Origin of the sequence: Pseudomonas sp. WS 5410 (genome assembly GCF_012985645.1) — a bacterium.
Taxonomy (GTDB): Bacteria; Pseudomonadota; Gammaproteobacteria; order Pseudomonadales; family Pseudomonadaceae; genus Aquipseudomonas; species Aquipseudomonas shahriarae.
The window spans coordinates 335821-359927 of record NZ_JAAQWS010000001.1 but is presented as its reverse complement, the minus strand read 5'-3'; the positions used below and the strand labels follow the sequence as shown (position 1 = coordinate 359927).

The 24107-nt window shown below is 61.3% G+C and carries 18 protein-coding genes; 9 read left to right on the top strand and 9 right to left on the bottom strand.

What is annotated here, in order from left to right:
- Positions 1 to 74: 74 nt before the first annotated feature.
- Both HBO24_RS01465 and HBO24_RS01460 read right to left on the bottom strand, forming a co-directional pair.
- Positions 75 to 980: an AraC family transcriptional regulator gene (locus tag HBO24_RS01465; RefSeq protein WP_170059182.1), complete on the bottom strand. Its 906-nt coding sequence runs from the start codon at positions 978 to 980 to the stop codon at positions 75 to 77.
- A gap of 72 nt (positions 981 to 1052) precedes the next feature.
- Positions 1053 to 2345, bottom strand: a complete 1293-nt coding sequence (locus HBO24_RS01460; protein ID WP_115128265.1) for a glycosyltransferase — start codon at positions 2343 to 2345, stop codon at positions 1053 to 1055.
- A gap of 167 nt (positions 2346 to 2512) precedes the next feature.
- On the opposite strand from HBO24_RS01460, the gene tpx reads away from it, so the two are divergent.
- The 7 genes from tpx to HBO24_RS01425 all read left to right on the top strand — a co-directional run bounded on the left by tpx (position 2513) and on the right by HBO24_RS01425 (position 15353).
- The gene (gene tpx, locus HBO24_RS01455) at positions 2513 to 3013 is read left to right on the top strand and encodes a thiol peroxidase (RefSeq protein WP_057436626.1); all 501 of its coding nucleotides are present in this window, start codon (positions 2513 to 2515) and stop codon (positions 3011 to 3013) included.
- A gap of 233 nt (positions 3014 to 3246) precedes the next feature.
- Positions 3247 to 4551, top strand: coding sequence for an MdtA/MuxA family multidrug efflux RND transporter periplasmic adaptor subunit (locus tag HBO24_RS01450; RefSeq protein ID WP_170059181.1), 1305 nt, complete (start codon positions 3247 to 3249; stop codon positions 4549 to 4551).
- A complete protein-coding gene (locus tag HBO24_RS01445; RefSeq protein WP_057436624.1) occupies positions 4548 to 7646 on the top strand; it encodes an MdtB/MuxB family multidrug efflux RND transporter permease subunit in 3099 nt (1032 codons plus the stop codon). Before HBO24_RS01450 ends, HBO24_RS01445 begins: the two co-directional genes overlap by 4 nt.
- Positions 7643 to 10750, top strand: a complete 3108-nt coding sequence (locus HBO24_RS01440) for an efflux RND transporter permease subunit (RefSeq protein WP_057959463.1) — start codon at positions 7643 to 7645, stop codon at positions 10748 to 10750. Before HBO24_RS01445 ends, HBO24_RS01440 begins: the two co-directional genes overlap by 4 nt.
- Positions 10747 to 12198, top strand: a complete 1452-nt coding sequence (locus tag HBO24_RS01435) for an efflux transporter outer membrane subunit (protein ID WP_169960340.1) — start codon at positions 10747 to 10749, stop codon at positions 12196 to 12198. Before HBO24_RS01440 ends, HBO24_RS01435 begins: the two co-directional genes overlap by 4 nt.
- A 239-nt stretch (positions 12199 to 12437) precedes the next feature.
- The gene (locus HBO24_RS01430) at positions 12438 to 14519 is read left to right on the top strand and encodes an EAL domain-containing protein (RefSeq protein WP_170059180.1); all 2082 of its coding nucleotides are present in this window, start codon (positions 12438 to 12440) and stop codon (positions 14517 to 14519) included.
- 87 nt (positions 14520 to 14606) lie between these two features.
- Positions 14607 to 15353, top strand: a complete 747-nt coding sequence (locus HBO24_RS01425) for an SDR family oxidoreductase (protein WP_169960338.1) — start codon at positions 14607 to 14609, stop codon at positions 15351 to 15353.
- Between the two features lie 18 nt (positions 15354 to 15371).
- Here HBO24_RS01425 and HBO24_RS01420 read toward each other — a convergent pair whose 3' ends face one another.
- The 4 genes from HBO24_RS01420 to HBO24_RS01405 form a co-directional block, all read right to left on the bottom strand.
- On the bottom strand, positions 15372 to 15731 hold the full coding sequence (locus tag HBO24_RS01420; RefSeq protein ID WP_232544754.1) for a hypothetical protein: 360 nt from the start codon (positions 15729 to 15731) through the stop codon (positions 15372 to 15374).
- A 199-nt stretch (positions 15732 to 15930) separates the two neighbouring features.
- Positions 15931 to 17340 carry a GntR family transcriptional regulator MpaR gene (gene mapR, locus HBO24_RS01415; RefSeq protein WP_057436622.1) on the bottom strand — a complete coding sequence of 470 codons (1410 nt, stop codon included), beginning with the start codon at positions 17338 to 17340 and terminating at the stop codon, positions 15931 to 15933.
- 73 nt (positions 17341 to 17413) lie between these two features.
- Complete coding sequence (gene ccoG, locus HBO24_RS01410) at positions 17414 to 18829, bottom strand: cytochrome c oxidase accessory protein CcoG (protein WP_170059179.1); 1416 nt, start codon at positions 18827 to 18829, stop codon at positions 17414 to 17416.
- Positions 18830 to 19024: 195 nt separating this feature from the next.
- The gene (locus tag HBO24_RS01405) at positions 19025 to 19264 is read right to left on the bottom strand and encodes a DUF3203 family protein (RefSeq protein WP_057436618.1); all 240 of its coding nucleotides are present in this window, start codon (positions 19262 to 19264) and stop codon (positions 19025 to 19027) included.
- Between the two features lie 119 nt (positions 19265 to 19383).
- Here HBO24_RS01405 and HBO24_RS01400 point away from each other — a divergent pair, with 119 nt between their 5' ends.
- Positions 19384 to 19878 (top strand): MgtC/SapB family protein, encoded by a 495-nt coding sequence (locus tag HBO24_RS01400; RefSeq protein ID WP_057444089.1) that lies wholly within the window; start codon positions 19384 to 19386, stop codon positions 19876 to 19878.
- Positions 19879 to 19888: 10 nt separating this feature from the next.
- Here the strand turns inward: HBO24_RS01400 and HBO24_RS01395 are convergent, their stop codons facing one another.
- The 3 genes from HBO24_RS01395 to HBO24_RS01385 form a co-directional block, all read right to left on the bottom strand.
- Positions 19889 to 20047, bottom strand: a complete 159-nt coding sequence (locus tag HBO24_RS01395) for a hypothetical protein (RefSeq protein ID WP_162947732.1) — start codon at positions 20045 to 20047, stop codon at positions 19889 to 19891.
- A gap of 321 nt (positions 20048 to 20368) precedes the next feature.
- On the bottom strand, positions 20369 to 21505 hold the full coding sequence (locus tag HBO24_RS01390; RefSeq protein WP_170059178.1) for a M10 family metallopeptidase C-terminal domain-containing protein: 1137 nt from the start codon (positions 21503 to 21505) through the stop codon (positions 20369 to 20371).
- Positions 21506 to 21648: 143 nt separating this feature from the next.
- Positions 21649 to 21807, bottom strand: a complete 159-nt coding sequence (locus tag HBO24_RS01385; protein ID WP_170059177.1) for a hypothetical protein — start codon at positions 21805 to 21807, stop codon at positions 21649 to 21651.
- Between the two features lie 200 nt (positions 21808 to 22007).
- On the opposite strand from HBO24_RS01385, the gene HBO24_RS01380 reads away from it, so the two are divergent.
- Positions 22008 to 23981, top strand: coding sequence for an alpha-1,4-glucan--maltose-1-phosphate maltosyltransferase (locus tag HBO24_RS01380; protein WP_170059176.1), 1974 nt, complete (start codon positions 22008 to 22010; stop codon positions 23979 to 23981).
- The last annotated feature ends 126 nt before the right edge of the window (positions 23982 to 24107 follow it).

Sequence of the window (24107 nt, the reverse complement as noted above, 5' to 3'; positions counted from 1 at the left end):
CAAGGTGGTCGTGCAGGTAACTGTCAAAATTGACAGTGGCGACGGGCGGTTGTGAATGAAGCGTTCTCAGCCGCTCAGGCCAGGTTCTGCTCGGTCAGGCGCTGTACCGCCAGGCGTCGGTAATGCGACGGCGTCATGCCTTTGAGCTGCTGGAAGCGCCGGTTGAAATTGGAGATGTTGTTGAAGCCCGACTCGAAGCACACATCGGTCACGGCCTTATCGCCATCGGCCAGCAGTTCGCAGGACTTGCTGATCCGCAGGCGATTGACGAACTCGATGAAGGTGCGGCCGGTGGCTTGCTTGAACACCCGGGAAAAGTAGGTGGGTTTCATCCCCAGGTAATGTGCGACTTCTTCCAGGGACAATTCCCGCGCGTAATGGGCAAAAATGTAGTCCACCGCACGGTTGGTCCTGTCGATGCTGTGCTCATCGGCCAACTGCGCGGTGGCCCCTCCCGACAGCACTTGGTAGTCCTCGCAGGCACAGAGCGCCTCCAGCAGCACAAAAAAATGCCCCAGCCGCGCCATCCCATGGGTGTCTTCGATGCGCTGCATCAAGGTCAATGCATGGGCGATGGTCTTTTGGCAGCGGAACTCAATGCCGTACTGTGCCCGCTCCAACAGCGGCGAGAGGCTCTTGAGTTCAGTGAAGACCTGGCTGCCGCCTTCCAGCAACTCATCGGTGAAATTCACCAACATGTCGCGCTTGGGCACCACTTCGTCTTCCTCCACCTGGCTGATCCAGTTGTGAGGCAAGTTGGGGCCGGTAAGGAACAGGCTTTGCGGGTGGAAGTTGCCGATATAGTCGCCGATAAACACCTTGCCGGAGCTGGCGACAATCAGGTGCAACTCGTACTCCTTGTGGAAGTGCCAGCGCACCAGCGGGCAGGGGAAGCCGTGCTGGCGATAGATGATGGACAGGCCGTTGTGATCGTCCATCAACTCGTAGGAAGGGTCGGTGATGCGCGTTGCTCGGCTCATGCTGGCGTCGCTTTTATTGTGGTTGCGCAGCCGATAATGCCCCGTTGCGCGCCACCTCGCCAGCGTCGGTGTTTAAAGAGCGCGGTTTTTTGCCTCGATCCACTGCGCCATGTACTGGGTACTTTTATGCAGGTGGTGGCGCAACATGCTGCCGGTAAAGTTGTTGCGCCGGTGCTGCGCCAATTCGCCCAGGCAATGTTGCAGGCGTTCAACCAGTGCGGGCCCGTGGACCTGCGGGGCAAAGCGACGGGCCAGCAGCGCACGGCCATTGGCCTGGGCCTCGGTCCAGGCTTGCCGATCTTCGTATAGCGCCACTGCGGCGGCGGCCAGGGCCGTGGCGCTCTGGGCGACCGTCCCGGGCCAGGGCTGCCCGTCGGTCATGCCTTCGGCGCCGATAGGGGTGGTAATGCTCGGGGTGCCGCAGAGCATGCCATCGGCCAGCTTGCCCTTGATCCCGGCACCGAAGCGCAACGGGGCCAGGCAGATGCGCGCAGCCGACATCACTTGCAGGGCGTCCTCGGCCCAGTTCATCACATGAAAACCCTGGGCCGGATTGTGCAGCGCGGTGGCCTTGGGGGGGGTGTAGGCACCATAGATGTGCAACTGGGCGCCGGGGAGCTGCTGGCGAATCAACGGCCAGAGGCTGTTTTTCATCCAGAGCACCGCATCCCAGTTGGGGGCGTGGCGGAAGTTACCGATGCTCAGGAAATGCGCGCGGTCTTCATAGGGGATAAACCCCTCGCTGGGGGCGTCGATCATCAACGGGCACCAGTGGAGCAGGGCGGCGGGCACCTTGAACTGTTCGGTGAGCAGTTGGATCTCCACATCGGAAATCATCAGGCTGATATCGCAGCGGTAGATCGCCGCGATCTCGCGCTTGGCCAGGTCGGTATCGGCCATCCTCTGGAACTCTTCGTCCAGGGCCGGGGCGAACACGGGGCTGAAGTCATCCGCGTGTGGCTGCTGCTTCAGGTAGTCTTTCAGGCGCTGCTGGCGGGCATCGCGCAGACTTTGCAAGTCCGAGGTTTCCAGGACGCGCAGGGCATCCGGGCAATGCTTCTCTACCCGCCAGCCGAACTGCTCCTCCATCATAAAGCGATCGAACAACACGATATCCGGGGCCAGTTCACGGATAAAGTCGTCGAAACTGCAGTTGTTGAGCTCGATGGCGCATTCGCGGATACCCAGTGCCGCCAGGTCAGCCTTGTGCTCACCGATAGCGGCCGGGCTGCTGAAGGTGATGGCCCAGCCTTGCGCCAGAAAACTTTCCAGGATTTGCATCATATGCCCGCCGGCGGCCGAGGAGCGGGGCTCCGGCCAGACGTAACCGATAACCAGGACGTGGGTGGCAGGCTGACTTTTCAACGGTGAATTCCTTCAAGGGCAGGCAAACGCGGCGCAATTAAACCACAGCAGCCCGGCGCGGGCGCAGTCATGACATTTTGTGTTCGGCCATAGGTGTCATTCGCACTTTGTGGTTAACTTCCGCCTCTCGAATTCGTTTCATCTAACCCAGCATAAGGATTCCGTTCATGGCTCAAGTCACCCTCAAAGGCAACCCGGTCCAGGTTGAAGGCCAGTTGCCGCAAATCGGTAGCCAGGCCCTCGACTTTTCCCTGACCGCAGGCGATCTGTCGGACGTCACCCTGGCGACTTTCGCGGGCAAGCGCAAAGTACTGAACATCTTTCCAAGCGTTGACACCCCGACCTGCGCCACGTCGGTACGCAAGTTCAATGCCCAGGCCAACGAGCTGAACAACACCGTTGTACTGTGCATCTCCACCGACCTGCCATTTGCCCAGGCGCGTTTCTGCGGCGCCGAAGGCCTGGAAAACGTGAAGAGCCTGTCGGACTTCCGCAGCGCCGATTTTGCCGTTGACTACGGTGTATCCATTGCCGACGGCGCCCTCAAGGGCCTGACCGCCCGCGCCGTGGTGGTACTGGACGAAAACGACAAGGTGCTGCACAGCGAGCTGGTTGGCGAAATCGCCGAAGAGCCAAACTACGAAGCGGCCCTGGCTGTACTGAAGTAATTGCGGCTGCGCGTTACTGTCGCTTTGCAGTAACACGTATGATGCATGCTTGCGGCCTGGCCTAGTCCAGGCCGTTTTTATTTGTGCTTCAGCGGTTTAGGCCAAATAGCTGATGTTGCCCCACGAAAAGTAAATGTTTGTAAGCCTGAAGGTAAATAGCCGGTAAAGGCGCTTTTCTAAACGCGCCCCAGTGCTTATCTTTCAGCCTCCCACAGTAGAAGCCCTCGCCTCCAATGGTTGATCAATCCATGCAATCGTCCCCCCGTAGTTCCCGCCGCTGGCTGTTTGGCTTGCTCGTCCTGTTGGTTGTTGCCTTCCTGTGCTGGAAATTCTGGCCGACCGGCGCCGCCCAGAAGGAGGCCCCGGCAGCCAGGACCAGCAAGACCGGGATGATGCGTCCCGGCTTCGGCGGCTCGGGTGCTGCGGTGCCGGTACGCGTCGCACCCGCGGTCGCAGGGGATTTCCCGGTGTACTACAAGGCACTGGGCACGGTGACGGCCTTGAACACCATCAATGTGCGCAGCCGGGTCGGGGGAGAGCTGGTCAAGATCGCCTTTGAAGAGGGGCAGATGGTCAAGGCCGGCGACCTGCTGGCGGAAATCGACCCGCGCAGTTATCAGAATGCCTTGCTCCAGGCCCAGGGCACGCTGATGCAAAACCAGGCGCAGTTGAAAAACGCCCAGGTTGACCTTGAGCGTTATCGTGGCCTCTACGAACAGGACAGCATCGCCAAGCAGACCCTGGACACCGCTGCCGCGCTGGTCCTGCAATATCAGGGCACGGTCAAGACCAACCAGGGGGCGGTGGATGACGCCAAGCTCAACCTTGAGTTCACCAAGATCCGTGCGCCGATTTCCGGGCGCGTTGGCTTGCGCCAGTTGGACGTCGGTAACCTGGTGGCGGCTAATGACACCACCGCCCTGGCGATCATCACCCAGACCCAGCCAATCAGCGTGGCGTTCACCTTGCCGGAAAACACCCTGCAAACCGTACTGGCCCGCTATCGCGGTGGCAACAAGCTGCCGGTGCAGGCCTGGGACCGTGGCGACCTGCAACTGCAAGCCACCGGCGTGCTGCAAAGCCTGGACAACCAGATCGACGTCACCACCGGCACCCTGAAATTCAAGGCGCGCTTCGATAACCACGACCAGGTGCTGTTCCCCAACCAGTTCGTCAACGTGCGGCTGCTGGCCGACACCCTGAAAAACGTGGTGCTGGTACCTTCGGCCGCGATTCAGTTCGGCACCAATGGCACCTTTGTCTACGCCCTGGACGGTGACAAGAAGGTCAAGATTCGCACCCTGGTGATTGGTGAGACCGATGGCCAGAACACCGTGGTCAAGGAAGGCCTGGCCGCCGGCGATCGCGTAGTGCTGGAAGGCACCGATCGCCTGAAAGATGGCACCGATGTGGAAGTGGTCAACGACAGCAACCAAGTGCCCACCGGCCCGACCGAACACTTGCAGGGCAAACCCGCGGCACAAGGCGAAGGCCGCCCGGCGGCTGACGCCGGCAAGGCGCAAAAGGCCGGCGCATGAACCTGTCACGGCTGTTTATCCTCAGGCCCGTCGCCACCACCCTGAGCATGCTGGCCATTGTCCTGGCTGGCCTGATCGCCTATCGCTTGATGCCGGTGTCGGCCTTGCCCCAGGTGGATTACCCGACCATCCGCGTCATGACCCTGTACCCCGGCGCCAGCCCGGACGTGATGACCAGCGCGGTCACCGCGCCCCTGGAACGCCAGTTCGGGCAAATGCCGGGCCTGACGCAGATGGCCTCCACCAGTTCCGGCGGGGCCTCGGTCCTGACCCTGCGCTTCAACCTCGATGTCAATATGGACGTGGCCGAGCAACAAGTGCAGGCGGCGATCAACGCGGCCAGCAACCTGTTGCCCTCGGACCTGCCGGCGCCGCCGGTGTACAACAAGGTCAACCCGGCCGATACCCCGGTACTGACCCTGGCCGTCACCTCCAAGACCATGCTGTTGCCCAAGCTCAATGACCTGGTCGATACGCGCATGGCGCAAAAGATCGCGCAGATCAGCGGCGTGGGCATGGTCAGCATCGCCGGCGGCCAGCGCCAGGCCGTGCGGATCAAGGTCAACCCCGAGGCCCTGGCGGCCAATGGCTTGAACCTGGCCGACGTACGCAGCCTGATCGCCGCCTCCAACGTCAACCAGCCCAAGGGCAACTTCGACGGCCCGACACGGGTGTCGATGCTCGATGCCAACGACCAGTTGGTATCGCCCGAGCAGTACGCCGAACTGATCCTGGCCTACAGCAACGGTGCACCGCTGCGCCTCAAAGACGTCGCGCAAATCGTCGATGGCGCAGAAAACGAACGCCTAGCCGCCTGGGCCAATGAAAACCAGGCCGTATTGCTCAATATCCAGCGCCAGCCGGGCGCCAACGTGATCGAGGTGGTGGACCGGATCAAGGCGCTGCTGCCGAGCATCACCGACAACCTGCCGGCCGGCCTCGACGTGACGGTACTCACCGACCGCACCCAGACCATCCGCGCCTCGGTCACCGATGTGCAGCATGAACTGCTGATCGCCATTGCTTTGGTGGTAATGGTGACGTTCCTGTTCCTGCGCCGTTTCAGCGCCACCATCATCCCGTCGATTGCCGTGCCGTTGTCGCTGATCGGCACCTTTGGCGTGATGTACCTGGCTGGCTTCTCCATCAATAACCTGACGCTGATGGCCCTGACCATCGCCACCGGGTTTGTGGTGGACGATGCCATCGTGATGCTGGAGAACATTTCCCGCTATATCGAGGAAGGCGAGACGCCGATGGCGGCCGCGCTCAAGGGCGCCAAGCAGATCGGCTTCACCCTGATTTCCCTGACCCTGTCGCTGATCGCGGTGTTGATCCCGCTATTGTTCATGGCCGATGTGGTCGGGCGGCTGTTCCGCGAATTTGCCATCACCCTGGCGGTGGCGATCCTGATTTCCCTGGTGGTGTCCCTGACCCTGACGCCGATGATGTGCGCGCGCCTGCTCAAACGTGAACCCAAGGAAGCAGAACAAGGGCGTTTCTACAAGGCCAGCGGCGCGTGGATCGACTGGCTGGTTGCCGCCTACGGGCGCAAGCTGCAATGGGTGCTCAAGCATCAGCCGCTGACCCTGTTGGTGGCCATCGCCACCCTGGGCCTGACGGTGGTGTTGTACCTGGTGGTGCCCAAGGGCTTCTTCCCGGTGCAGGACACCGGGGTGATCCAGGGCATTTCCGAGGCACCCCAGTCGATATCCTTTGCGGCCATGAGCCAGCGCCAGCAGGAGCTGGCGAAGATCATTCTCGAAGATCCCGCAGTGGAAAGCCTGTCGTCCTACATTGGTGTCGATGGCGATAACGCTACCCTCAATAGCGGCCGCCTGCTGATCAACCTCAAACCCCATAAAGAGCGGGATTTGAGCGCCGTCGAGGTGATTGCGCGCCTGCAACCGACACTGGACAAACTGGTGGGGATCCGCCTGTTTATGCAGCCGGTGCAGGACCTGACCATCGAGGACCGTGTCAGCCGCACCCAGTACCAATTCAGCATGTCCTCCCCGGATGCCGACCTGCTGGCCCTGTGGAGCGGCAAGCTGGTACAGGCCCTGAGCCAGTACCCGGAACTCACCGATGTGGCCAGCGACCTGCAGGACAAAGGCTTGCAGGTGTACATGGTGATCGACCGCGATGCGGCCTCGCGCCTGGGCGTGTCGGTGGCCAATATCACCGATGCCCTGTACGACGCCTTCGGCCAGCGGCAGATTTCCACGATCTACACCCAGGCCAGCCAGTACCGCGTGGTGCTGCAGGCCCAGTCCGGCGAAAGCCTGGGGCCGGACGCGCTGAACCAGATCCATGTGAAAACCACCGATGGCGGCCAGGTGCGTCTGTCCAGCCTGGCCCGCATCGAGCAGCGCCAGGCGCAGTTGGCGATTACCCATATCGGCCAGTTCCCCGCAGTAATGATGTCATTCAACCTGGCCCCCGGCGTGGCCCTGGGCAAGGGTGTGGAGCTGATCAACCAGGTGCAGAAGGATATTGGCATGCCGGTCGGCGTGCAGACCCAGTTCCAGGGCGCCGCCCAGGCGTTCGAAGCCTCGCTGTCGAGTACGTTGCTGTTGATCCTGGCGGCAGTGGTGACCATGTATATCGTGCTGGGCGTGCTGTACGAGAGCTATATCCACCCGATCACCATCCTCTCGACCTTGCCATCGGCAGCGGTGGGGGCCTTGCTGGCGTTGCTGCTCACGGGCAATGACCTGGGGATGATCGCGATCATCGGCATCATCCTGCTGATCGGCATCGTGAAGAAGAACGCGATCATGATGATCGACTTCGCCCTCGACGCCGAACGCAACCAGGGCCTGGACCCGCAGACCGCGATCTACCAGGCGGCGTTGCTGCGTTTCAGGCCGATCCTGATGACCACCCTGGCGGCGCTGTTCGGTGCGGTGCCCTTGATGCTGGCCACTGGCTCCGGCGCAGAGTTGCGCCAACCCCTGGGCCTGGTGATGGTCGGTGGCTTGCTGTTGAGTCAGATCCTCACGCTGTTTACCACGCCGGTGATCTATCTGTACTTCGACCGCCTTGGCCGTCGCTGGCGCAAGTCCGAAGCGCTGGAGCCGGTTGAGCCATGAACCTGTCCGGACCTTTTATCCGCCGGCCGGTAGCCACCATGCTGCTGAGCCTGGCGATCATGTTGCTGGGTGGTGTCAGTTTCAGCCTGCTGCCAGTGTCGCCGTTGCCGCAGATCGACTTCCCGGTGATTGTGGTCTCTGCCAGCCTGCCTGGCGCGAGCCCGGAAGTGATGGCGTCTACCGTGGCCACGCCGCTGGAACGGTCCTTTGGCGCGATTGCCGGGGTCACCACCCTCAGCAGTTCGTCCAGCCAGGGCTCGACCCGGGTGATTCTGGCGTTTGACTCCGACCGTGATATCAACGGCGCGGCGCGGGAAGTGCAGGCGGCAATCAACGCCTCGCGCAACCTGTTGCCCAGCGGCATGCGCAGCATGCCCACCTACAGGAAGATCAACCCGTCCCAGGCGCCGATCATGGTGCTGTCGCTGACCTCGGACGTATTGCCCAAGGGCCAGCTCTACGACCTGGCGTCCACCATCCTCTCGCAAAGCCTGTCCCAGGTACCGGGCGTGGGCGAGGTGCAGATCGGCGGCAGCTCCCTGCCGGCGGTGCGCATCGAGCTGGAGCCCAAGGCCCTCGACCAGTACGGCGTGTCCCTGGATGAGGTGCGCGACACCATTGCCAATGCCAACGTGCGCCGGCCCAAGGGCTCGGTGGAAGATGGCGAGCGCAACTGGCAGATCCAGGCCAATGACCAGCTGGAAAAGGCCAAGGATTATGAGCCGCTGCTGATCCGCTACCAGGACGGTGCCGCGTTGCGCCTGAGCGATGTGGCGAAGATCAGCGATGGCGTCGAAGACCGCTACAACAGCGGTTTTTTCAACAATGATGCGGCGGTGTTGCTGGTGATCAACCGCCAGTCCGGCGCCAACATCATCGAGACCGTCAAGCAGATCAAGGCCCAGTTGCCGGCGTTGCAGGCGGTTTTGCCGTCCAGCGTCAAGCTCAACCTGGCCATGGATCGTTCGCCGGTGATCACCGCCACCCTGCATGAGGCAGAAATGACCCTGCTGATTGCCGTGGCCCTGGTGATCCTGGTGGTGTACCTGTTCCTCGGCAACTTCCGCGCCTCACTGATCCCGACCCTGGCGGTACCGGTGTCGCTGGTGGGCACCTTTGCGATCATGTACCTCTATGGGTTTTCCCTGAACAACCTGTCGCTGATGGCCCTGATCCTCGCCACCGGCCTGGTGGTGGACGATGCCATCGTGGTGCTGGAGAACATTTCCCGGCATATCGACAACGGTATCGCGCCAATGAAGGCAGCGTACCTGGGGGCCAAGGAGGTCGGTTTTACCCTGCTGTCGATGAACGTGTCGCTGGTGGCGGTGTTCCTGTCGATCCTGTTTATGGGCGGGATTGTCACCAGCCTGTTCCGTGAATTTTCCATCACCCTGGCGGCGGCGATCATTGTGTCGCTGGTGGTTTCGCTGACCCTGACCCCGATGCTCTGCGCGCGCTGGCTCAAGCCCCATGTCAAAGGGCAGGAGACCGGTTTGCAGCGCTGGAGCCAGAAGGTCAACGACCATATGGTCGCGGGTTACGCCCGTAGCCTGGACTGGGTGCTGCGGCACAAGCGCCTGACCCTGCTCAGCCTGTTCGTGACCATCGGGGTGAATATCGCGCTGTATGTGGTGGTGCCCAAAACCTTTATGCCGCAACAGGACACCGGGCAATTGATCGGTTTTGTGCGCGGCGATGACGGCCTGTCATTCAGCGTCATGCAGCCGAAGATGGAGATCTTCCGCAAAGCCGTGTTGCAAGACCCTGCGGTGGAAAGCGTGGCGGGTTTTATCGGTGGCAGCAACGGCACCAACAACGCGGTGATGCTGGTGCGCCTCAAGCCGATCAAGGAACGCCAGCTGTCGGCCCAGGCGGTGATCGAGCGCTTGCGCAAGAACGTGCCCCTGGTACCCGGTGGCCGCTTGATGCTGATGGCCGACCAGGACCTGCAATTTGGTGGTGGCCGCGACCAGACGTCTTCGCAATATTCCTACATCCTGCAAAGTGGCGACCTGGCGGCCTTGCGCCTGTGGTACCCGAAAGTGGTCGCCGCGCTGCGCGAGCTGCCGGAACTGACCGCCATCGACGCCCGCGAAGGGCGGGGTGCGCAACAAGTGACGCTGATTGTCGATCGCGATCAAGCCAAGCGCCTGGGCGTGGACATGAACATGGTTACCTCGGTGCTGAACAACGCCTACAGCCAGCGGCAGATTTCCACCATTTATGACAGCCTCAACCAGTACCGGGTGGTGATGGAGGTCAATCCGAAATACGCCCAGGACCCGATCACCCTCAATCAGGTGCAGGTGATTACCGCTGACGGCGCGCGAATTCCGCTGTCGACCATTGCCCACTACGAAAACAGCCTGGCCGACGACCGCGTCAGCCACGAAGGGCAGTTTGCCTCCGAAGACATTGCCTTCGACATGGCTCCCGGGGTCACGGTGGAGCAGGGCACGGCCGCCATCGAGCGGGCGATTGCCAAGGTCGGCTTGCCGGAAGACGTGATCGCCAAGATGGCCGGCACCGCCGATGCCTTCGCCGCCACCCAGAAAAGCCAGCCGTTCATGATCCTCGGTGCATTGGTCGCGGTGTACCTGGTGCTGGGGATTCTCTATGAAAGCTACATTCACCCGCTGACCATCCTCTCGACCCTGCCCTCGGCCGGGGTCGGCGCGCTGTTGTCGATCTACGTGCTGGGCGGCGAGTTCAGCCTGATCTCGCTGTTGGGCCTGTTCCTGCTGATTGGCGTGGTGAAGAAAAACGCGATCCTGATGATCGACCTGGCCCTGCAGCTGGAGCGCAAGGAAGGCATGCAGCCCCTGGAATCCATACGCAGTGCTTGTTTGCTGCGCTTGCGGCCGATCCTGATGACCACCCTGGCGGCGATCCTCGGGGCCTTGCCGTTGCTGCTGAGCACCGCCGAAGGCGCGGAAATGCGCCAGCCCCTGGGCCTGACCATTATCGGCGGGCTGGTCTTCAGCCAGATCCTGACCCTTTACACCACCCCGGTGGTTTACCTCTATCTCGACCGCCTGCGCCACCGTTTCAACGGCTGGCGCGGAGTGCGTACCGACGCTGCCCTGGACACTCCGCTATGACCGAATCAATTGTTTTCCGGGCCCCTGCACTGACGATGATGTTTTGCGCCGTGTTCCTCAGCGCCTGCGCCATCGGCCCCGATTACCAGCGCCCGCAAGTTGCCGAGCCGGCGCAGTACAAAGAAGCCCAGGGCTGGCGCCAGGCCGCCCCCAGCGATGCCCTGGCCCGTGGCGCCTGGTGGGAGCTGTATGGCGACCAGCAACTCAACAGCCTGGTGGACAAGCTCAACAACGCCAACCAGACCGTGGCCCAGGCCGAAGCCCGCTACCGCCAGGCCCAGGCCACGGCACGCAGCTCCCGTGGCGCGTTCTTTCCGACCGTCGACCTGAGCGCCGGGAAAACCCGCGCCAGCCAGGGCACGGGTAGCAGTAATGCGAGCTTGAGCAGCTCCAGCAGTGGTATCCGCGACACCCTCAACACTCAGTTGGGGGTGAGCTGGGAAGCCGATATCTGGGGCAAATTACGCCGAGGCCTGGAAGCCAGCGACGCCAGCGCCCAAGCCAGCGCCGCCGACCTGGCGGCCATGCGCCTGAGCCAGCAGTCGGAACTGGTGCAGAACTACCTGCAATTGCGGGTCATGGACGAACAGACGCGCTTGCTGCAAACCACCGTCGAGACCTATCAGCGCTCGCTGCAAATGACCCAGAACCAGTACCGCGCCGGTGTCTCAGGCAAGGACGCCGTCGCCCAGGCCCAGACCCAGCTCAAGAGTACCCAGGCCAGCCTGATCGACCTGATCTGGCAACGGGCGCAACTGGAAAACGCCATCGCGGTGTTGATCGGCGAACCTCCCGCCATGTTCAACCTGGCGGTGAGCAAGGACATACCGGCACTGCCGCAGATTCCTGCCAACCTGCCATCGCAACTGCTGGAACGCCGCCCGGATATTGCTTCGGCGGAGCGCGCAGTGATTGCCGCCAACGCCAATATCGGCGTGGCGAAAACCGCCTACTACCCCGACCTGACCCTGAGTCTGGCCGGTGGTTACTCCAGCAGCACCTATGCCGACTGGATAAGCCTGCCCAACCGCTTCTGGTCGGTGGGGCCGAAACTGGCGATGACCCTGTTCGACGGCGGGCAGCGCTCGGCAGAAGTTGACCGCGCCGAAGCGTCCTACGACGAAACCGTGGCCAAGTACCGCCAGACTGTACTCGACGGCTTCCGCGAGGTGGAAAACTACATGGTCCAGCTCAAGGTTCTGGAAGACGAGGCGGGCGTGAGCAACGAGGCCCTGGAGTCCGCACGGGAATCCCTGCGCCTGACCCAGAACCAGTACAAGGCCGGCCTGATTGCCTACCTGGATGTGGTCAACGTCCAGGCGACGGCGTTGAGCAACGAACGTACCGTGCTGACCTTGCTGCAAACCCGGCTGGTGGCCAGCGTGCAACTGATTGCGGCGTTGGGCGGTGGTTGGGATGGCCAGTTGGAGCCAAACAAAAAACCCTGACCCTGTCGGCGATGGTCGTCAACGATAACGGATGAACAGCTGATAAACCCTCAGGGGGTATTACTGACGCCATCGCGGGCAAGCCCTCTCCCAAAGGGCGTATTTTGCCCCCCCAGGCCGTACATTTTCAGTAATGGCCTTGTGACAATATTCCACCTGTACGAGAATTACTCTCGCTACAATCCCCCGACTTTTCCCCGGCACGGACGCCGTTCGCATTGTCATCCATGAGACGTCACATGCTTACCGGCAGTTATTCCCCCGCGTTGGTCCTGATCTCCCTGTTTGTGGCCATCCTGGCGTCTTATACCGCCCTGGACCTGACCGGTCGGATTGCCACCGCCAAGGGCCGGGCTGTGTACCTGTGGATGGCCGGCGGCGCCCTGGCCATGGGGATTGGCGTGTGGTCGATGCACTTTATCGGGATGTTGGCGTTTAGCCTGCCCATTGCCCTGGGCTACGACATGGGCATAACGGCGCTGTCGCTGTTGATCGCCGTCCTGTCCAGTGGCTTCGCCCTGTGGCTGGTCAACCAACCGCGTCTGCCGGCCTGGCAACTGGGGTTTGGCGCCTTGATCATGGGGGCGGGGATCAGCACCATGCACTACACCGGCATGGCCGCCATGCGCATGATGCCGGGCATCGACTACGACCCCACCTTGTTCACCGCCTCATTGCTGATTGCCGTGGGGGCCTCGGCCGCCGCCTTATGGATTGCCTTCAAACTGCGGCGCAACACCCCCTATGTACGCCTGGCACGGAGCGCTGCGGCGGTGGTGATGGGCGTGGCCATCGTCGGCATGCATTACACCGGCATGGCGGCGGCGCGTTTTGCCGATGGCAGTTTTTGCGGGGCGTCGGTGGATGGCCTGAGCGGCACCGGCCTGGACAATCTAGTGTTGGTGACCACCCTGGCAATCCTGGCCTTCGCGCTATTGACCTCCTTGCTCGATGCGCGCCTGGAAGCACGCACCGCTGTGTTGGCCGACTCCTTGAGCCTGGCCAACCAGGAACTCACCCACCTGGCCCTGCACGACACGCTGACCGGCCTGCCAAACCGTACGCTGCTGGCCGATCGCATTCAGCAGGCTACCCAGTTGGTCGCGGAGCAAGGTGGGTGTTTTGCTCTGATGTTTATCGACCTCGACGGTTTTAAACCGGTCAATGACGCCTTCGGCCATCATCTGGGTGACCAATTGCTGCGTGAGGTGGGCCTGCGCCTGCGCGAAGACCTGCGCAGCCAGGACACCCTGGCGCGGATCGGCGGCGATGAGTTCGTGTTGCTGGTGCAGTTGAGCCAGCCCGACGATGCGCTGCGTCTTGCCGAACGCCAGGTGGGATTGATCAACCAATCGTTCCGCGTAGCCGAGCATGACTTGAGCATCTCCGCCAGTGTCGGCATTGCCCTGTTCCCCGGTAACGGCGCAACGCCCCAGGAACTGTTGATGAATGCCGATGCGGCGATGTATCACGCCAAGAGCATGGGCAAGAACGGCTACAGCTTTTTTGATGTGTCAATGAACACCAATGCGCGCAAGCAACTGCAACTGTTGCAGGATTTGCGCAAGGCGGTTGAGCAACAGCAGTTGCGCCTGTACTACCAGCCCAAGTTCGACGCCCTCAGCGGTCGCGCCATCGGTGCCGAAGCCCTGTTGCGCTGGGAGCACCCACAACACGGTCTGTTGCTGCCGGACAAGTTTATCGAGTTGGCGGAAAAAACCGGGGTGATCATCGCCATCGGCGATTGGGTGCTCAACGAAGCATGCCGGCAAATGCAGGTGTGGTATGCCCAGGGTTATCGGGACTGGCGTATTGCGGTGAACCTGTCGGCCCTGCAGTTCTGCCATGCCGGGCTGGTCACCAGTGTGGCCAACGCCCTGCAGCGCCACCAGTTGCCGGCCAATAGCCTGACCCTGGAAATCACCGAAACCACGGCCATGAGCGATGCCGATGCGAGCATGCGGGTGTTGCAGGAACTCTCGAAAATGGGCGTGGATTTGTCCATTGACGACTTTGGCACCGGCTACTCGAGCCTGATGTACCTCAAGCGCCTGCCGGCCAATGAGCTGAAAATCGACCGTGGCTTTGTGCGCGACCTGGAGCACGACAGCGACGATGCCGCCATCGTCTCGGCAATTGTCGCCCTGGGCCAGGCCCTGGGCCTGCGCATCGTTGCCGAGGGGGTCGAGACCAACATGCAGCAGGATTTCCTCACGCGCCTGGGCTGTAACTCGCTGCAAGGCTACCTGCTGGGCCACCCACTGCCGGCGGATACCTTTATGAGCGCCATCGTGGCCAGGGAGCGCTTGACCCCACCGTGAGATCAATTGACCCCGGTCCATGCAAAACCTGGCAGGCGCAGGTATTCTTGGATCCAACAGCTCAGGTTGAATGGGGAGTCACTACGCATGGACAAAGTCGTCATCATCACCGGTGGCAGTCGTGGGATCGGCGCCGCCACAGCCTTGCTGGCGGCCCGACAGGGCTATCGCATCTGCATCAATTTCCAGTCCGATGAAGCCGCCGCGCTGCGGGTACTGGAGCAAGTGCGCGCACTCGGTGCCCAGGCCATTGCAGTGCGCGCCGATGTCAGCATCGAAGACGAAGTGATCAGCCTGTTCAACCGCGTCGACGCCGAACTGGGGCGCGTCACCGCGCTGGTCAACAATGCCGGGACCGTCGGGCATAAATCACGGGTCGATGAGATGTCCGAATTCCGTATCCTGAAAGTCCTCAAGACCAACGTGCTGGGGCCGATCCTGTGTGCCAAGCATGCGCTGCTGCGTATGTCGCCCAAACATGGCGGGCAGGGTGGCAGCATCGTCAACGTCTCGTCGGTGGCCTCGCGCATTGGCGCGCCCGGTGAGTATGTGGACTATGCGGCGTCCAAGGGCGCGCTGGACAGCTTCACCGTTGGCCTGTCCAAGGAAGTGGCGGGCGAGGGGATTCGTGTCAATGCCGTGCGTCCCGGCTACATCTACACCGAGTTCCATGCCCTGAGCGGCGACCCGGATCGGGTCAGCAAGCTTGAGTCTGGCATTCCCATGGCCCGCGGCGGGCGCCCGGACGAAGTGGCGGAAGCGATTGTCTGGCTGTTGTCGGACAAGGCGTCCTACGCCACCGGGACGTTTATTGACCTTGGGGGCGGCCGCTAGCAGGCCTGCCGTAACGCGTCAAAAGGTAGGCAGCACCGAGTAGCCTTTGCGGGCGAACTGGTCCAGGCGGTCAGCCTCGGAGTTGTGCAGGATGACCACACCCCTTTCGGAAAACCCGTCTATCTTGCCGTTGCGCTCCTCACTACCGTCGAGCTTGCACTCGTCCAGGTTATCAATGAAGCGCAACACCTTATCCAGATCGTAGGCGGCGTTGGCGCGAGCGTCCGGGTCCGGATTGGCTTGTGTCCAGTCGCCCAGATGCCGCTTGAGATCCCGGTCCAATTGCCAGCGATCGTTACCGTCGACGTAGTCCTTCAACACTGCACTCTGTTCGATAATCCTTTCCGCCGAACGGTGATCCCCTGCAGGGCGCCCCATGGGGCCAGTCAGTCGGCGAACTGCGCGCTGTTCTGCGACCCGCATGTAGTTGGGCGGGATGGGCAATGGAAAATGAAAAAATGGTGGTAGGACATTGTTCATGGCACCTCTCTTTTTTTGAGTGAAAAGAGGCGAATGTTAAACCGCGCAATCACGCGGTCCAACGGCACCGTTGAGCTGATCTATTTCAAGGCGTTTTTCAAAACGAACGCACAATCCGCCCCAGCGTCTCCATGGCCTTTTCCGCTGTTTCATCCCAGGGGCTGCCGTAATTCAGACGGATACAGTTACGAAAACGCTGGGTCGGCGAAAAGATCGGCCCCGGTGCAATGCTGATGCCCTGGGCCAGGGCCATCTGGAACAGTTTCAGCGAGTCGGTCTGCTCCGGTAGCTCCAGCCACAGGAAATACCCGCCGGCGGGCTGGCTGACCCGGGTTTGCGCCGGAAAGTAACGGGCGATGGCCGCGAGCATGGCACTTTGCTGTTCTTCCAGGGCATAACGCAGTTTGCGCAGGTGGCGGTCGTAGCCGCCGTGTTGCAGATAGTCGGCAATGGCCGCCTGGGCCGGCATCGAGGCGCAGAGCGAGGTCATCAGCTTCAGACGTTCAATCTTTTGCGCGTAGCGGCCTGCCGCAACCCAGCCCACGCGATAGCCCGGGGCCAGGCTCTTGGCGAAGGAGCCGCAGTGCATCACCAGGCCTTCAGTGTCGAAGGCCTTGGCCGGCTTGGGCGCCTGTTGGCCGTAGTACAGTTCGGCGTACACATCGTCTTCAATCAGCGGCACCTGGTGCCCGCGCAACAACTCGACCAGCTCCTGCTTCTTGGCCTCGGGCATGGTCGCACCCATGGGGTTCTGGAAACTGGTCATACACCAGCAGGCCTTGATCGGGTAGCGCTCCAGGGTCTGGGCCAGCACCTTCAGGTCAATGCCATCACGCGGATGCACCGGAATTTCCACGGCCTTGAGCTTCAAGCGCTCCAACACTTGCAGGCAGGCATAAAACGCCGGGGCTTCGATGGCCACCAGATCGCCAGGCTCAGTCACCGCTTGCAGGCACAGGTTCAGCGCTTCCAGGGCACCGTTGGTGATCAGCAGCTCTTCCATGGGCAGCATCAAGCCACCGACCATGTAGCGCAGGGCGATTTGCCGACGCAGTTGCGGGTTGCCCGGCGACATGTCCGTGACCACCATGCGCGGGTCCATTTCGCGGCTGGCGCTGGCCATGGAGCGGGCCAGGCGTTGCAGGGGGAACAGCGTCGGGCTGGGGAAGGCCGAGCCGAAGGGCACGGTCTGCGGATCCTTGATCGAATCCAGTACCGAGAACACCAGCTCACTGACGTCCACCTCGGTGGATTCGTGAACATGGGCGCTGACTGCCGGCTCCGAAAACGGGCTGGGCGCGTGGGTGTTGACGAAATACCCGGAGCGCGGCCGCGCCCGGATCAGGCCGCGGCGCTCCAGCAGGTAATAGGCCTGGAACACCGTGGAGGGGCTGACGCCATAGGTCTGGCTGGCATAGCGCACCGACGGCACCCGCTGGCCCGGCCCGAGGACGCCGGAGCGGATCAGTTCAGCGATGTCGTCGGCAAATTTCTCGTAGCGTTTCATCGTGATCCTAATGTTCTACAGCGGTCAAAATGTGGGAGAGGGCTAGCCTGCTCCCACAGGGGAATTGCGTGGGTCAGCGGTTCAGCGGCGCGACAAAACGGCTGTCGGCGACACTATAAACACTTGGCTCGTCGATATCCGTTACCTTGAAACGGATGGTTTGCGAGCTGCTGGTCGGCTTGTCACGGGTCAGCGCCACAGACACCGGCACATCCGTGATCTCTCCGGGCTCCAGGCTGATCTCGGTCTTGCCCTGTAGCTGGAAGCCCTCGCCATCCACCAGTTGCACGCGGTAATCCTGGCGCTGCTGGGTCTTGTTGATGATCTTCAAACTGTAGATGTTCTCGATCAACCCCTGGCTGTTCTCCCGGAACATGCCACGGTCCTTGGTGACGTCCAGCGAGACCATGGGCCGTTGCACCAGTGCCATCACTAGGGCGGCGATCATCACCAGCAGCACGGCACTGTAGCCGATCAGGCGTGGCCGCAGCAGGTGGGTCTTGCCACCCTGCAACTGATGTTCGGAGGTGTAACTGATCAAGCCCCGGGCATAACCCATTTTATCCATGATCGAATCGCAGGCGTCGATGCAGGCGGCGCAGCCGATGCACTCCATCTGCAGGCCATCGCGGATGTCGATGCCGGTGGGGCAGACCTGCACGCACAAGTGGCAGTCGATGCAGTCGCCCAGGCCCACATCGGCCGGGTTCACATCGCGTTTGCGCGGGCCACGGCTTTCGCCACGGGCGGCATCGTAGGAAATGGTCAGGGTGTCCTTGTCGAACATCACGCTCTGGAACCGTGCATACGGGCACATATGCATGCACACCGCTTCCCGCAGCCAGCCGGCGTTGATGTAGGTGGCGCCGGTAAAGAACAGCACCCAGAACAGGCTGACACCGCCCATCTGCCAGGTCAGCAGCTCCTCGGCCAGGGGCCGGATCGGGGTGAAATAGCCGACAAAGGTCAAGCCGGTCAGCACACTGATTGCCAGCCACAGGGTGTGTTTGGCGGCGCGGCGCGCCAGTTTATTCACGCTCCAGGGCGCGGCCTGCAGCTTGATCCGCTGGTTTCGCTCGCCTTCGGTGACTTTCTCGCACCACATGAACAGCCAGGTAAACGAGCTTTGCGGGCAGGTGTAGCCACACCAGACACGGCCGGCAAATACCGTAATGGCAAACAGCCCAAAGGCACAGATAATCAGCAACGCCGACAACAGGATGAAATCCTGGGGCCAGAAGGTTGCGCCAAAAATATGGAACTTGCTTTCAGCCAGGTCCCACAACACCGCCTGGCGTGAGTCCCAGTTCAGCCACACGGTGCCCAAAAACGCCAGGAACAGAAAGCCTGCACCGCTTATGCGCAAGGTCCGGAACAGGCCGGTGAAACTGCGGGTGTGAATCAGGTTGTCGCTGGATTTGGCCTTCATCTTCTTTGGATGTGCAGGCTCGAAATTTTCTACTAATCGGACGGGGATTCTATCGCTCATGGTCTTTCGCTCATCAGCCTCCATCAGGCGGATGAACTATGGGCCGCGATCTGTTTGCATAACAGACTCAGGTAAAACCATAAAAAGCGGATCAGATGAGTTTTTAGCGCGCCGCTGCGACAATGTGCAGCACCCCGCAAGCCGCGGGGCCGGTGCCTGGATCAACAGCACGCAAGGCATGCTGATCCAGGTCAATCAAATCACCGAATCACCGGTGCTGGCCTTGAGGTGCTTGCGCCCGTCAATGGCACCTGCGACGGTCAAGGCGTCGGCCTCGGCTTCGGTGATGTAGATCCGTTGGCCGTCGATCTCGACCGCCGACATGGATTTGTCGCTGTCGGTAATCACCGTCACCTCCAAAACGCTGCAGCGTTGTTCTTCACCGTTGTCGTCGGTCTTGAAATAGCAGGTCTGGTTTTCGATACGTACGGGCATGGTCTTCTCCTGGTTGTTCGGTGCTGTTCATTAGGTGACGCTCACCGGCCAATGGTTCGGCGCAACTGACTGGCGGTCGTTGCTGTCCATCTTCTATCTCCCATGAAAAGGACAGGACCATGGACGCCTGGTGGCAAGAAGTCTGGCAAACCCTGCAAAGCGAATTCGCCGATATCGGCGATGCGCGGCAACTGACGCAAATCACCCTACGCCTGCTGATCGCCGCGATTCTGGGTGGCATCCTGGGCTTTGAGCGCGAACAGAAAGGCAAGGCCGCCGGTGTGCGCACCCATATGCTGGTGGCGATGGGCGCAGCCTTGTTTGTGCTGGTGCCACAGATGTCCGGCTCCCAGGCAGACGCCATGAGCCGGGTGGTGCAGGGGGTGATCGCCGGTATCGGTTTCCTCGGCGCGGGGACGATTCTCAAGGGCAAGGAGGAGGACACTGGCCAGCACGTCAAGGGCTTGACCACCGCAGCCGGCCTGTGGATGACCGCCGCCATCGGGGTGGCGGCGGGGTTGGGCAAGGAGTCCACTGCGGTACTGAGCACCGTGCTGGCGCTACTGGTGTTCAGCGTGATGCCAAGGATTGTGAAACTACTAGACAAGCCTTAGCTTCGGGCTCCTACACGATAACTGGCGGCATAGTCGTAGGCGGTTCTTCCTTTGCCGGTGGCACGCTTTCCGGCGGTTCCTGTTCGGGAATCGGCGCAGGCTCGGTCGGCGGCAAGGTCGGTGTATCAATATTCGGGTCGGGTGTTTCAGCAGGAATCGGGATGTTCATCGCGGTGGCCTCGTTTGTGTTTTGCTCAATCGGTGGACAACCGCCACGGCCGATTGATTCCCGCCCGGTGGCGGCACACCCCTCTGAACGTTCCGCCGGCCATCGGGCTCGGACCTTATGTGGCCGGTTCAGGAAGAGCCCGCCTGCAGCACTGACAATCAAGCACTAGAGCGTCCTACCCGGATTAGCTCATGGTCTTTCGCTCATCAGCCCCCGCAAGCCGTGGGGCCGGTGCCTGGATCAACAGCACGCAGGGCGTGCTGATCCAGGTCAGTCAAATCACCGAATCACCTGTGCGGCCCTTTAATCACCGCCGCCTGCTCAGGTCACCAGATCGCTGTAGGTCACTTCACCAAACACCTTGACCACGAACGGTGGCTTCCCGGGATCGCCTGCGATCATCACCACGCTTGTGTGGGTACCCGGGAGGTAGTGAATCTGCATTTCACCGATGGCGCCTGAGAAGTTCTCTACCAGGTTAAGGGGTTTATTACCCAGTTGGGCACGAACTCCCGAGACATCGAGCTTGTCACGGCCGTGGGCAAAGTTCATGACTTCGCTCGGCGCTGCCAGGATCGATTCGCCAATATTGCCGAAGGTGAAGGTTTGGCTGCTGCCTTGGGCAGGTGGATTGTCCCTGGGCTGGGGTGTCTGGGTTGTCTGTATCGGCGGGTTATTCTCCGGTGTTGGCTTTGCCTGGGACGGTGTCTCATCCGTTGGCGTGTCCTGGGGGAGTGCGTTCAATGATTGGCCGAGGCCGGAAAGGGCCTTGGCGGTGCCTGCGCTATCGCGCTTGCGCTGCTTGATATTCACTTCCTCCAGACGCAACTCTTGCTCGACTTCCTGGCTGGCCCTGAAATCCGCCTCGGGGTCGCCGGTGTTCATACGTGATCTGATTTCATTCTTACTCAACCCAGGGACCTCCACGGCTGCCGCAGTATCTTGCAGGTGCTCGAGGTTTGTTTGGCTCAAGAGTGTCTTGAATTCGTTGAGTTGCCTGATTGTTCCGGCGGCATTGGGGCCATTCTGCATCGTGCGGATATTGGCCGGGCTCAACAACGTGCGCAGTTCGCTGAGACGGCTCCTGGTCTCCATGGAAAACGGCTCGCGCAACATTTGTATGACACTGTCGCGGTTCAATAACTTGCCAACTTTGTCGGCTATTACAGAGCCTGCGTCAGGCGTTTGTGGGCGAGGCTTGGCCTGTGCAGTGGCTGCCTCGGACTGCCGGGGGGGATAGCCACGCTCGGCAGGCTTTGCGTCAGGCTGGCGCGTGGTTTTGAACTGTGAGGTAGGCGTTGGCTGCTGACGCGGTCTGTCAGGCGCTTTTGTTCGTGGGAGGGCACTTGGGCCGGCCTTGAGCAAGCGCAGAATCTCTTGAGAATGATTAAGTGGCACTTTTTCAGGAAGCGACGTGATAGGTCGGTACGGCTGATGATTAGCGGGTTGAATTGACATGATGAGCCCTCGCATGGGTTTGACGTGATGCATGCGCAAGTCAGCCTATCTTCGGGCGAGGGCGATCGACTTCAGTGCTTTCGGGCTGGTTGGTAGGACGTATCTCTAATGCTTGCCCGATCGCGGGCAAGCAGCGACGCTTTTCAGGCGACGACCGGTGACGCGGTTTGCGGTGGGTCCTCCATCGGTGGTGGCTGGTTTTCAGGTGGCTCCTGCTCGGGAATCGGCACTGGCTCAGTGGGCGGCAGTGGTGGCTTGTCTATATTGGGCTCTGGGGTTCGTGCGGGGATCGGGATACTCATCGGTATGGCCTCCTTTGTGCTTTGTTGTATCGGGGACAATCGGCACGACCGATTGATTCCCGCCCGGCGGGCGGCACATCCATCTGAACTTTCCGCGAGCCACCGGGCTCGGACCTTATGTGGCCGGCTCAGGAAGAGCCCGCCTGCAGCACTGACAATCAAGCACAAGAGCGTCCATGGGGCGTAAGGGGAGATGCTCGATGACGGCTGAAATACCCGGATTACCACTGTCCCAGGCACTGTTGCTGCCCAGGATCGCCATTGAAGACACGATGCCGGTGATTGATGCCGGCGCATTCGCGGTCAAGGCCGTGCAAGGGCAATCCATCCACGTTACCAGCAAGGTGTTCGCCGACGGCCATGACCAGTTGGCCGTGTTGATTCGCTGGCGGTCGCTGAGTGAAGACAACTGGCATCGCGAGGTCATGGCAGACAAGGGCAACAACACCTGGGAAGGCACTTTCGACGTCACCCTGCAGGGCCCGCACCAATATTGCATCGAGGCGTGGATCGACCATTTCGCCAGTTTCTGCTACGAACTGGGCAAGAAACACACCGCCGGGGTTCCCGTCAGCCTGGAGCTGCAGGAAGGTCGCCAGCAGGTCTTGCAAGCCGCTGGACGCAGTGAAGGTGAGCTGCAGGAGCACTTGCAGCAATTGCATCAACAATTGTCCGGGCTGCTGGAAACCGAGCAGGTCGCGTTGTTTCTGCACGAACACAGTGCACAGCTGATGGCCGAGGCCGATTTGCGCCCCTACCTGAGTATCAGCCCGGTGTATCCACTGGATGTGGAACGGCCCCAGGCGTTGTTTGCCAGTTGGTACGAGCTGTTTCCGCGCTCGATCACCGACGATGCGGCGCGTCATGGCACTTTCAATGACGTGCATGGGCGCCTGGCGATGATCCACGACATGGGCTTTGACGTGCTGTACTTCCCGCCGATCCACCCCATCGGCCGCAGTCACCGCAAGGGCAAGAACAACTCACTGACCGCCGGCCCCGAGGATCCCGGCAGCCCGTATGCCATCGGCAGCGAGGAGGGCGGCCATGACGCCATCCATTCGCAACTGGGCACCCGCGAGGATTTCCGCCGCCTGGTAGCGGCCGCCGCCGAGCACGGCCTGGAGATCGCCCTGGACTTTGCCATCCAGTGTTCCCAGGACCACCCCTGGCTCAAGCAGCATCCCGGCTGGTTCAACTGGCGCCCGGACGGCACGATCAAATATGCGGAAAACCCGCCGAAGAAATACCAGGACATCGTCAACGTCGACTTCTATGCCGCCGATGCGATCCCCAGCCTGTGGCTGGAGTTGCGTGATGTCGTGCTGGGCTGGGTCGAGGAGGGGGTCAAGACCTTCCGCGTCGACAACCCTCACACCAAGCCGCTGCCATTTTGGCAATGGTTGATCAGCGACGTACGGGCCCAGCACCCCGAAGTGATCTTCCTCGCCGAGGCCTTCACCACCCCGGCGATGATGGCGCGGCTGGGCAAGGTCGGTTATTCCCAGAGCTACACCTATTTCACCTGGCGCAACACCAAGGCCGAATTGAGTGAGTACTTCACCCAGTTGAACCAGTCGCCCTGGCGTGAATGCTACCGGCCGAACTTTTTCGTCAACACGCCGGACATCAACCCGGGCTTTCTGCATGAGTCCGGGCGCCCCGGCTTTTTGATCCGTGCCGCGCTGGCCACCATGGGCTCGGGCCTATGGGGCATGTACTCGGGTTTTGAGCTGTGTGAAAGCGCGCCGGTGCCGGGCAAGGAAGAGTACCTGGACTCGGAAAAGTACGAGATCCGCCCCCGGGACTTCAGCGCCCCCGGCAACATCATTGCCGAGATTGCCCAACTCAACCGCATCCGCCGGCAAAACCCGGCGCTGCAGACACACCTGGGCCTGACGCTCTACAACGCGTTCAACGACCACATCTTGTACTTCGGCAAGCGCAGCGAGGATGGCAGCAACTTCATCCTGGTCGCCGTCAACCTCGACCCGTTCAACGCCCAGGAGGCGCATTTCGAGCTGCCGCTGTGGGAGATGGGCCTGCCGGACGACGCCCAGGTGCAGGGCGAAGACCTGATGAACGGCCATCGCTGGACCTGGTACGGCAAGACCCAATGGATGCGCATCGAGCCCCATATGCCATTTGGCATCTGGCGCGTAACCCAGCCTTGAGTCGGATGCAGATCAGCTGTGGGAGCGGGCTTGCCCGCAATAGCAGTGTGCCAGTCAAGTATCCATCAACTGATCCAGCGCTATGGCGGGCAAGCCCGCATACATTGATCAAGCCCAGTCTATAAG

Excerpts from the sequence above, each read along its gene's own strand:
- HBO24_RS01465 (WP_170059182.1), bottom strand. The coding sequence starts at position 980 with ATGAGCCGAGCAACGCGCATCACCGACCCTTCCTACGAGTTGATGGAC.
- tpx (WP_057436626.1), top strand. The coding sequence starts at position 2,513 with ATGGCTCAAGTCACCCTCAAAGGCAACCCGGTCCAGGTTGAAGGCCAG.
- HBO24_RS01450 (WP_170059181.1), top strand. The coding sequence starts at position 3,247 with ATGGTTGATCAATCCATGCAATCGTCCCCCCGTAGTTCCCGCCGCTGG.
- HBO24_RS01445 (WP_057436624.1), top strand. The coding sequence starts at position 4,548 with ATGAACCTGTCACGGCTGTTTATCCTCAGGCCCGTCGCCACCACCCTG.
- HBO24_RS01440 (WP_057959463.1), top strand. The coding sequence starts at position 7,643 with ATGAACCTGTCCGGACCTTTTATCCGCCGGCCGGTAGCCACCATGCTG.
- HBO24_RS01435 (WP_169960340.1), top strand. The coding sequence starts at position 10,747 with ATGACCGAATCAATTGTTTTCCGGGCCCCTGCACTGACGATGATGTTT.
- HBO24_RS01430 (WP_170059180.1), top strand. The coding sequence starts at position 12,438 with ATGCTTACCGGCAGTTATTCCCCCGCGTTGGTCCTGATCTCCCTGTTT.
- HBO24_RS01425 (WP_169960338.1), top strand. The coding sequence starts at position 14,607 with ATGGACAAAGTCGTCATCATCACCGGTGGCAGTCGTGGGATCGGCGCC.
- HBO24_RS01420 (WP_232544754.1), bottom strand. The coding sequence starts at position 15,731 with ATGGGGCGCCCTGCAGGGGATCACCGTTCGGCGGAAAGGATTATCGAA.
- mapR (WP_057436622.1), bottom strand. The coding sequence starts at position 17,340 with ATGAAACGCTACGAGAAATTTGCCGACGACATCGCTGAACTGATCCGC.
- ccoG (WP_170059179.1), bottom strand. The coding sequence starts at position 18,829 with ATGAGCGATAGAATCCCCGTCCGATTAGTAGAAAATTTCGAGCCTGCA.
- HBO24_RS01405 (WP_057436618.1), bottom strand. The coding sequence starts at position 19,264 with ATGCCCGTACGTATCGAAAACCAGACCTGCTATTTCAAGACCGACGAC.
- HBO24_RS01400 (WP_057444089.1), top strand. The coding sequence starts at position 19,384 with ATGGACGCCTGGTGGCAAGAAGTCTGGCAAACCCTGCAAAGCGAATTC.
- HBO24_RS01395 (WP_162947732.1), bottom strand. The coding sequence starts at position 20,047 with ATGAACATCCCGATTCCTGCTGAAACACCCGACCCGAATATTGATACA.
- HBO24_RS01390 (WP_170059178.1), bottom strand. The coding sequence starts at position 21,505 with ATGTCAATTCAACCCGCTAATCATCAGCCGTACCGACCTATCACGTCG.
- HBO24_RS01385 (WP_170059177.1), bottom strand. The coding sequence starts at position 21,807 with ATGAGTATCCCGATCCCCGCACGAACCCCAGAGCCCAATATAGACAAG.
- HBO24_RS01380 (WP_170059176.1), top strand. The coding sequence starts at position 22,008 with ATGACGGCTGAAATACCCGGATTACCACTGTCCCAGGCACTGTTGCTG.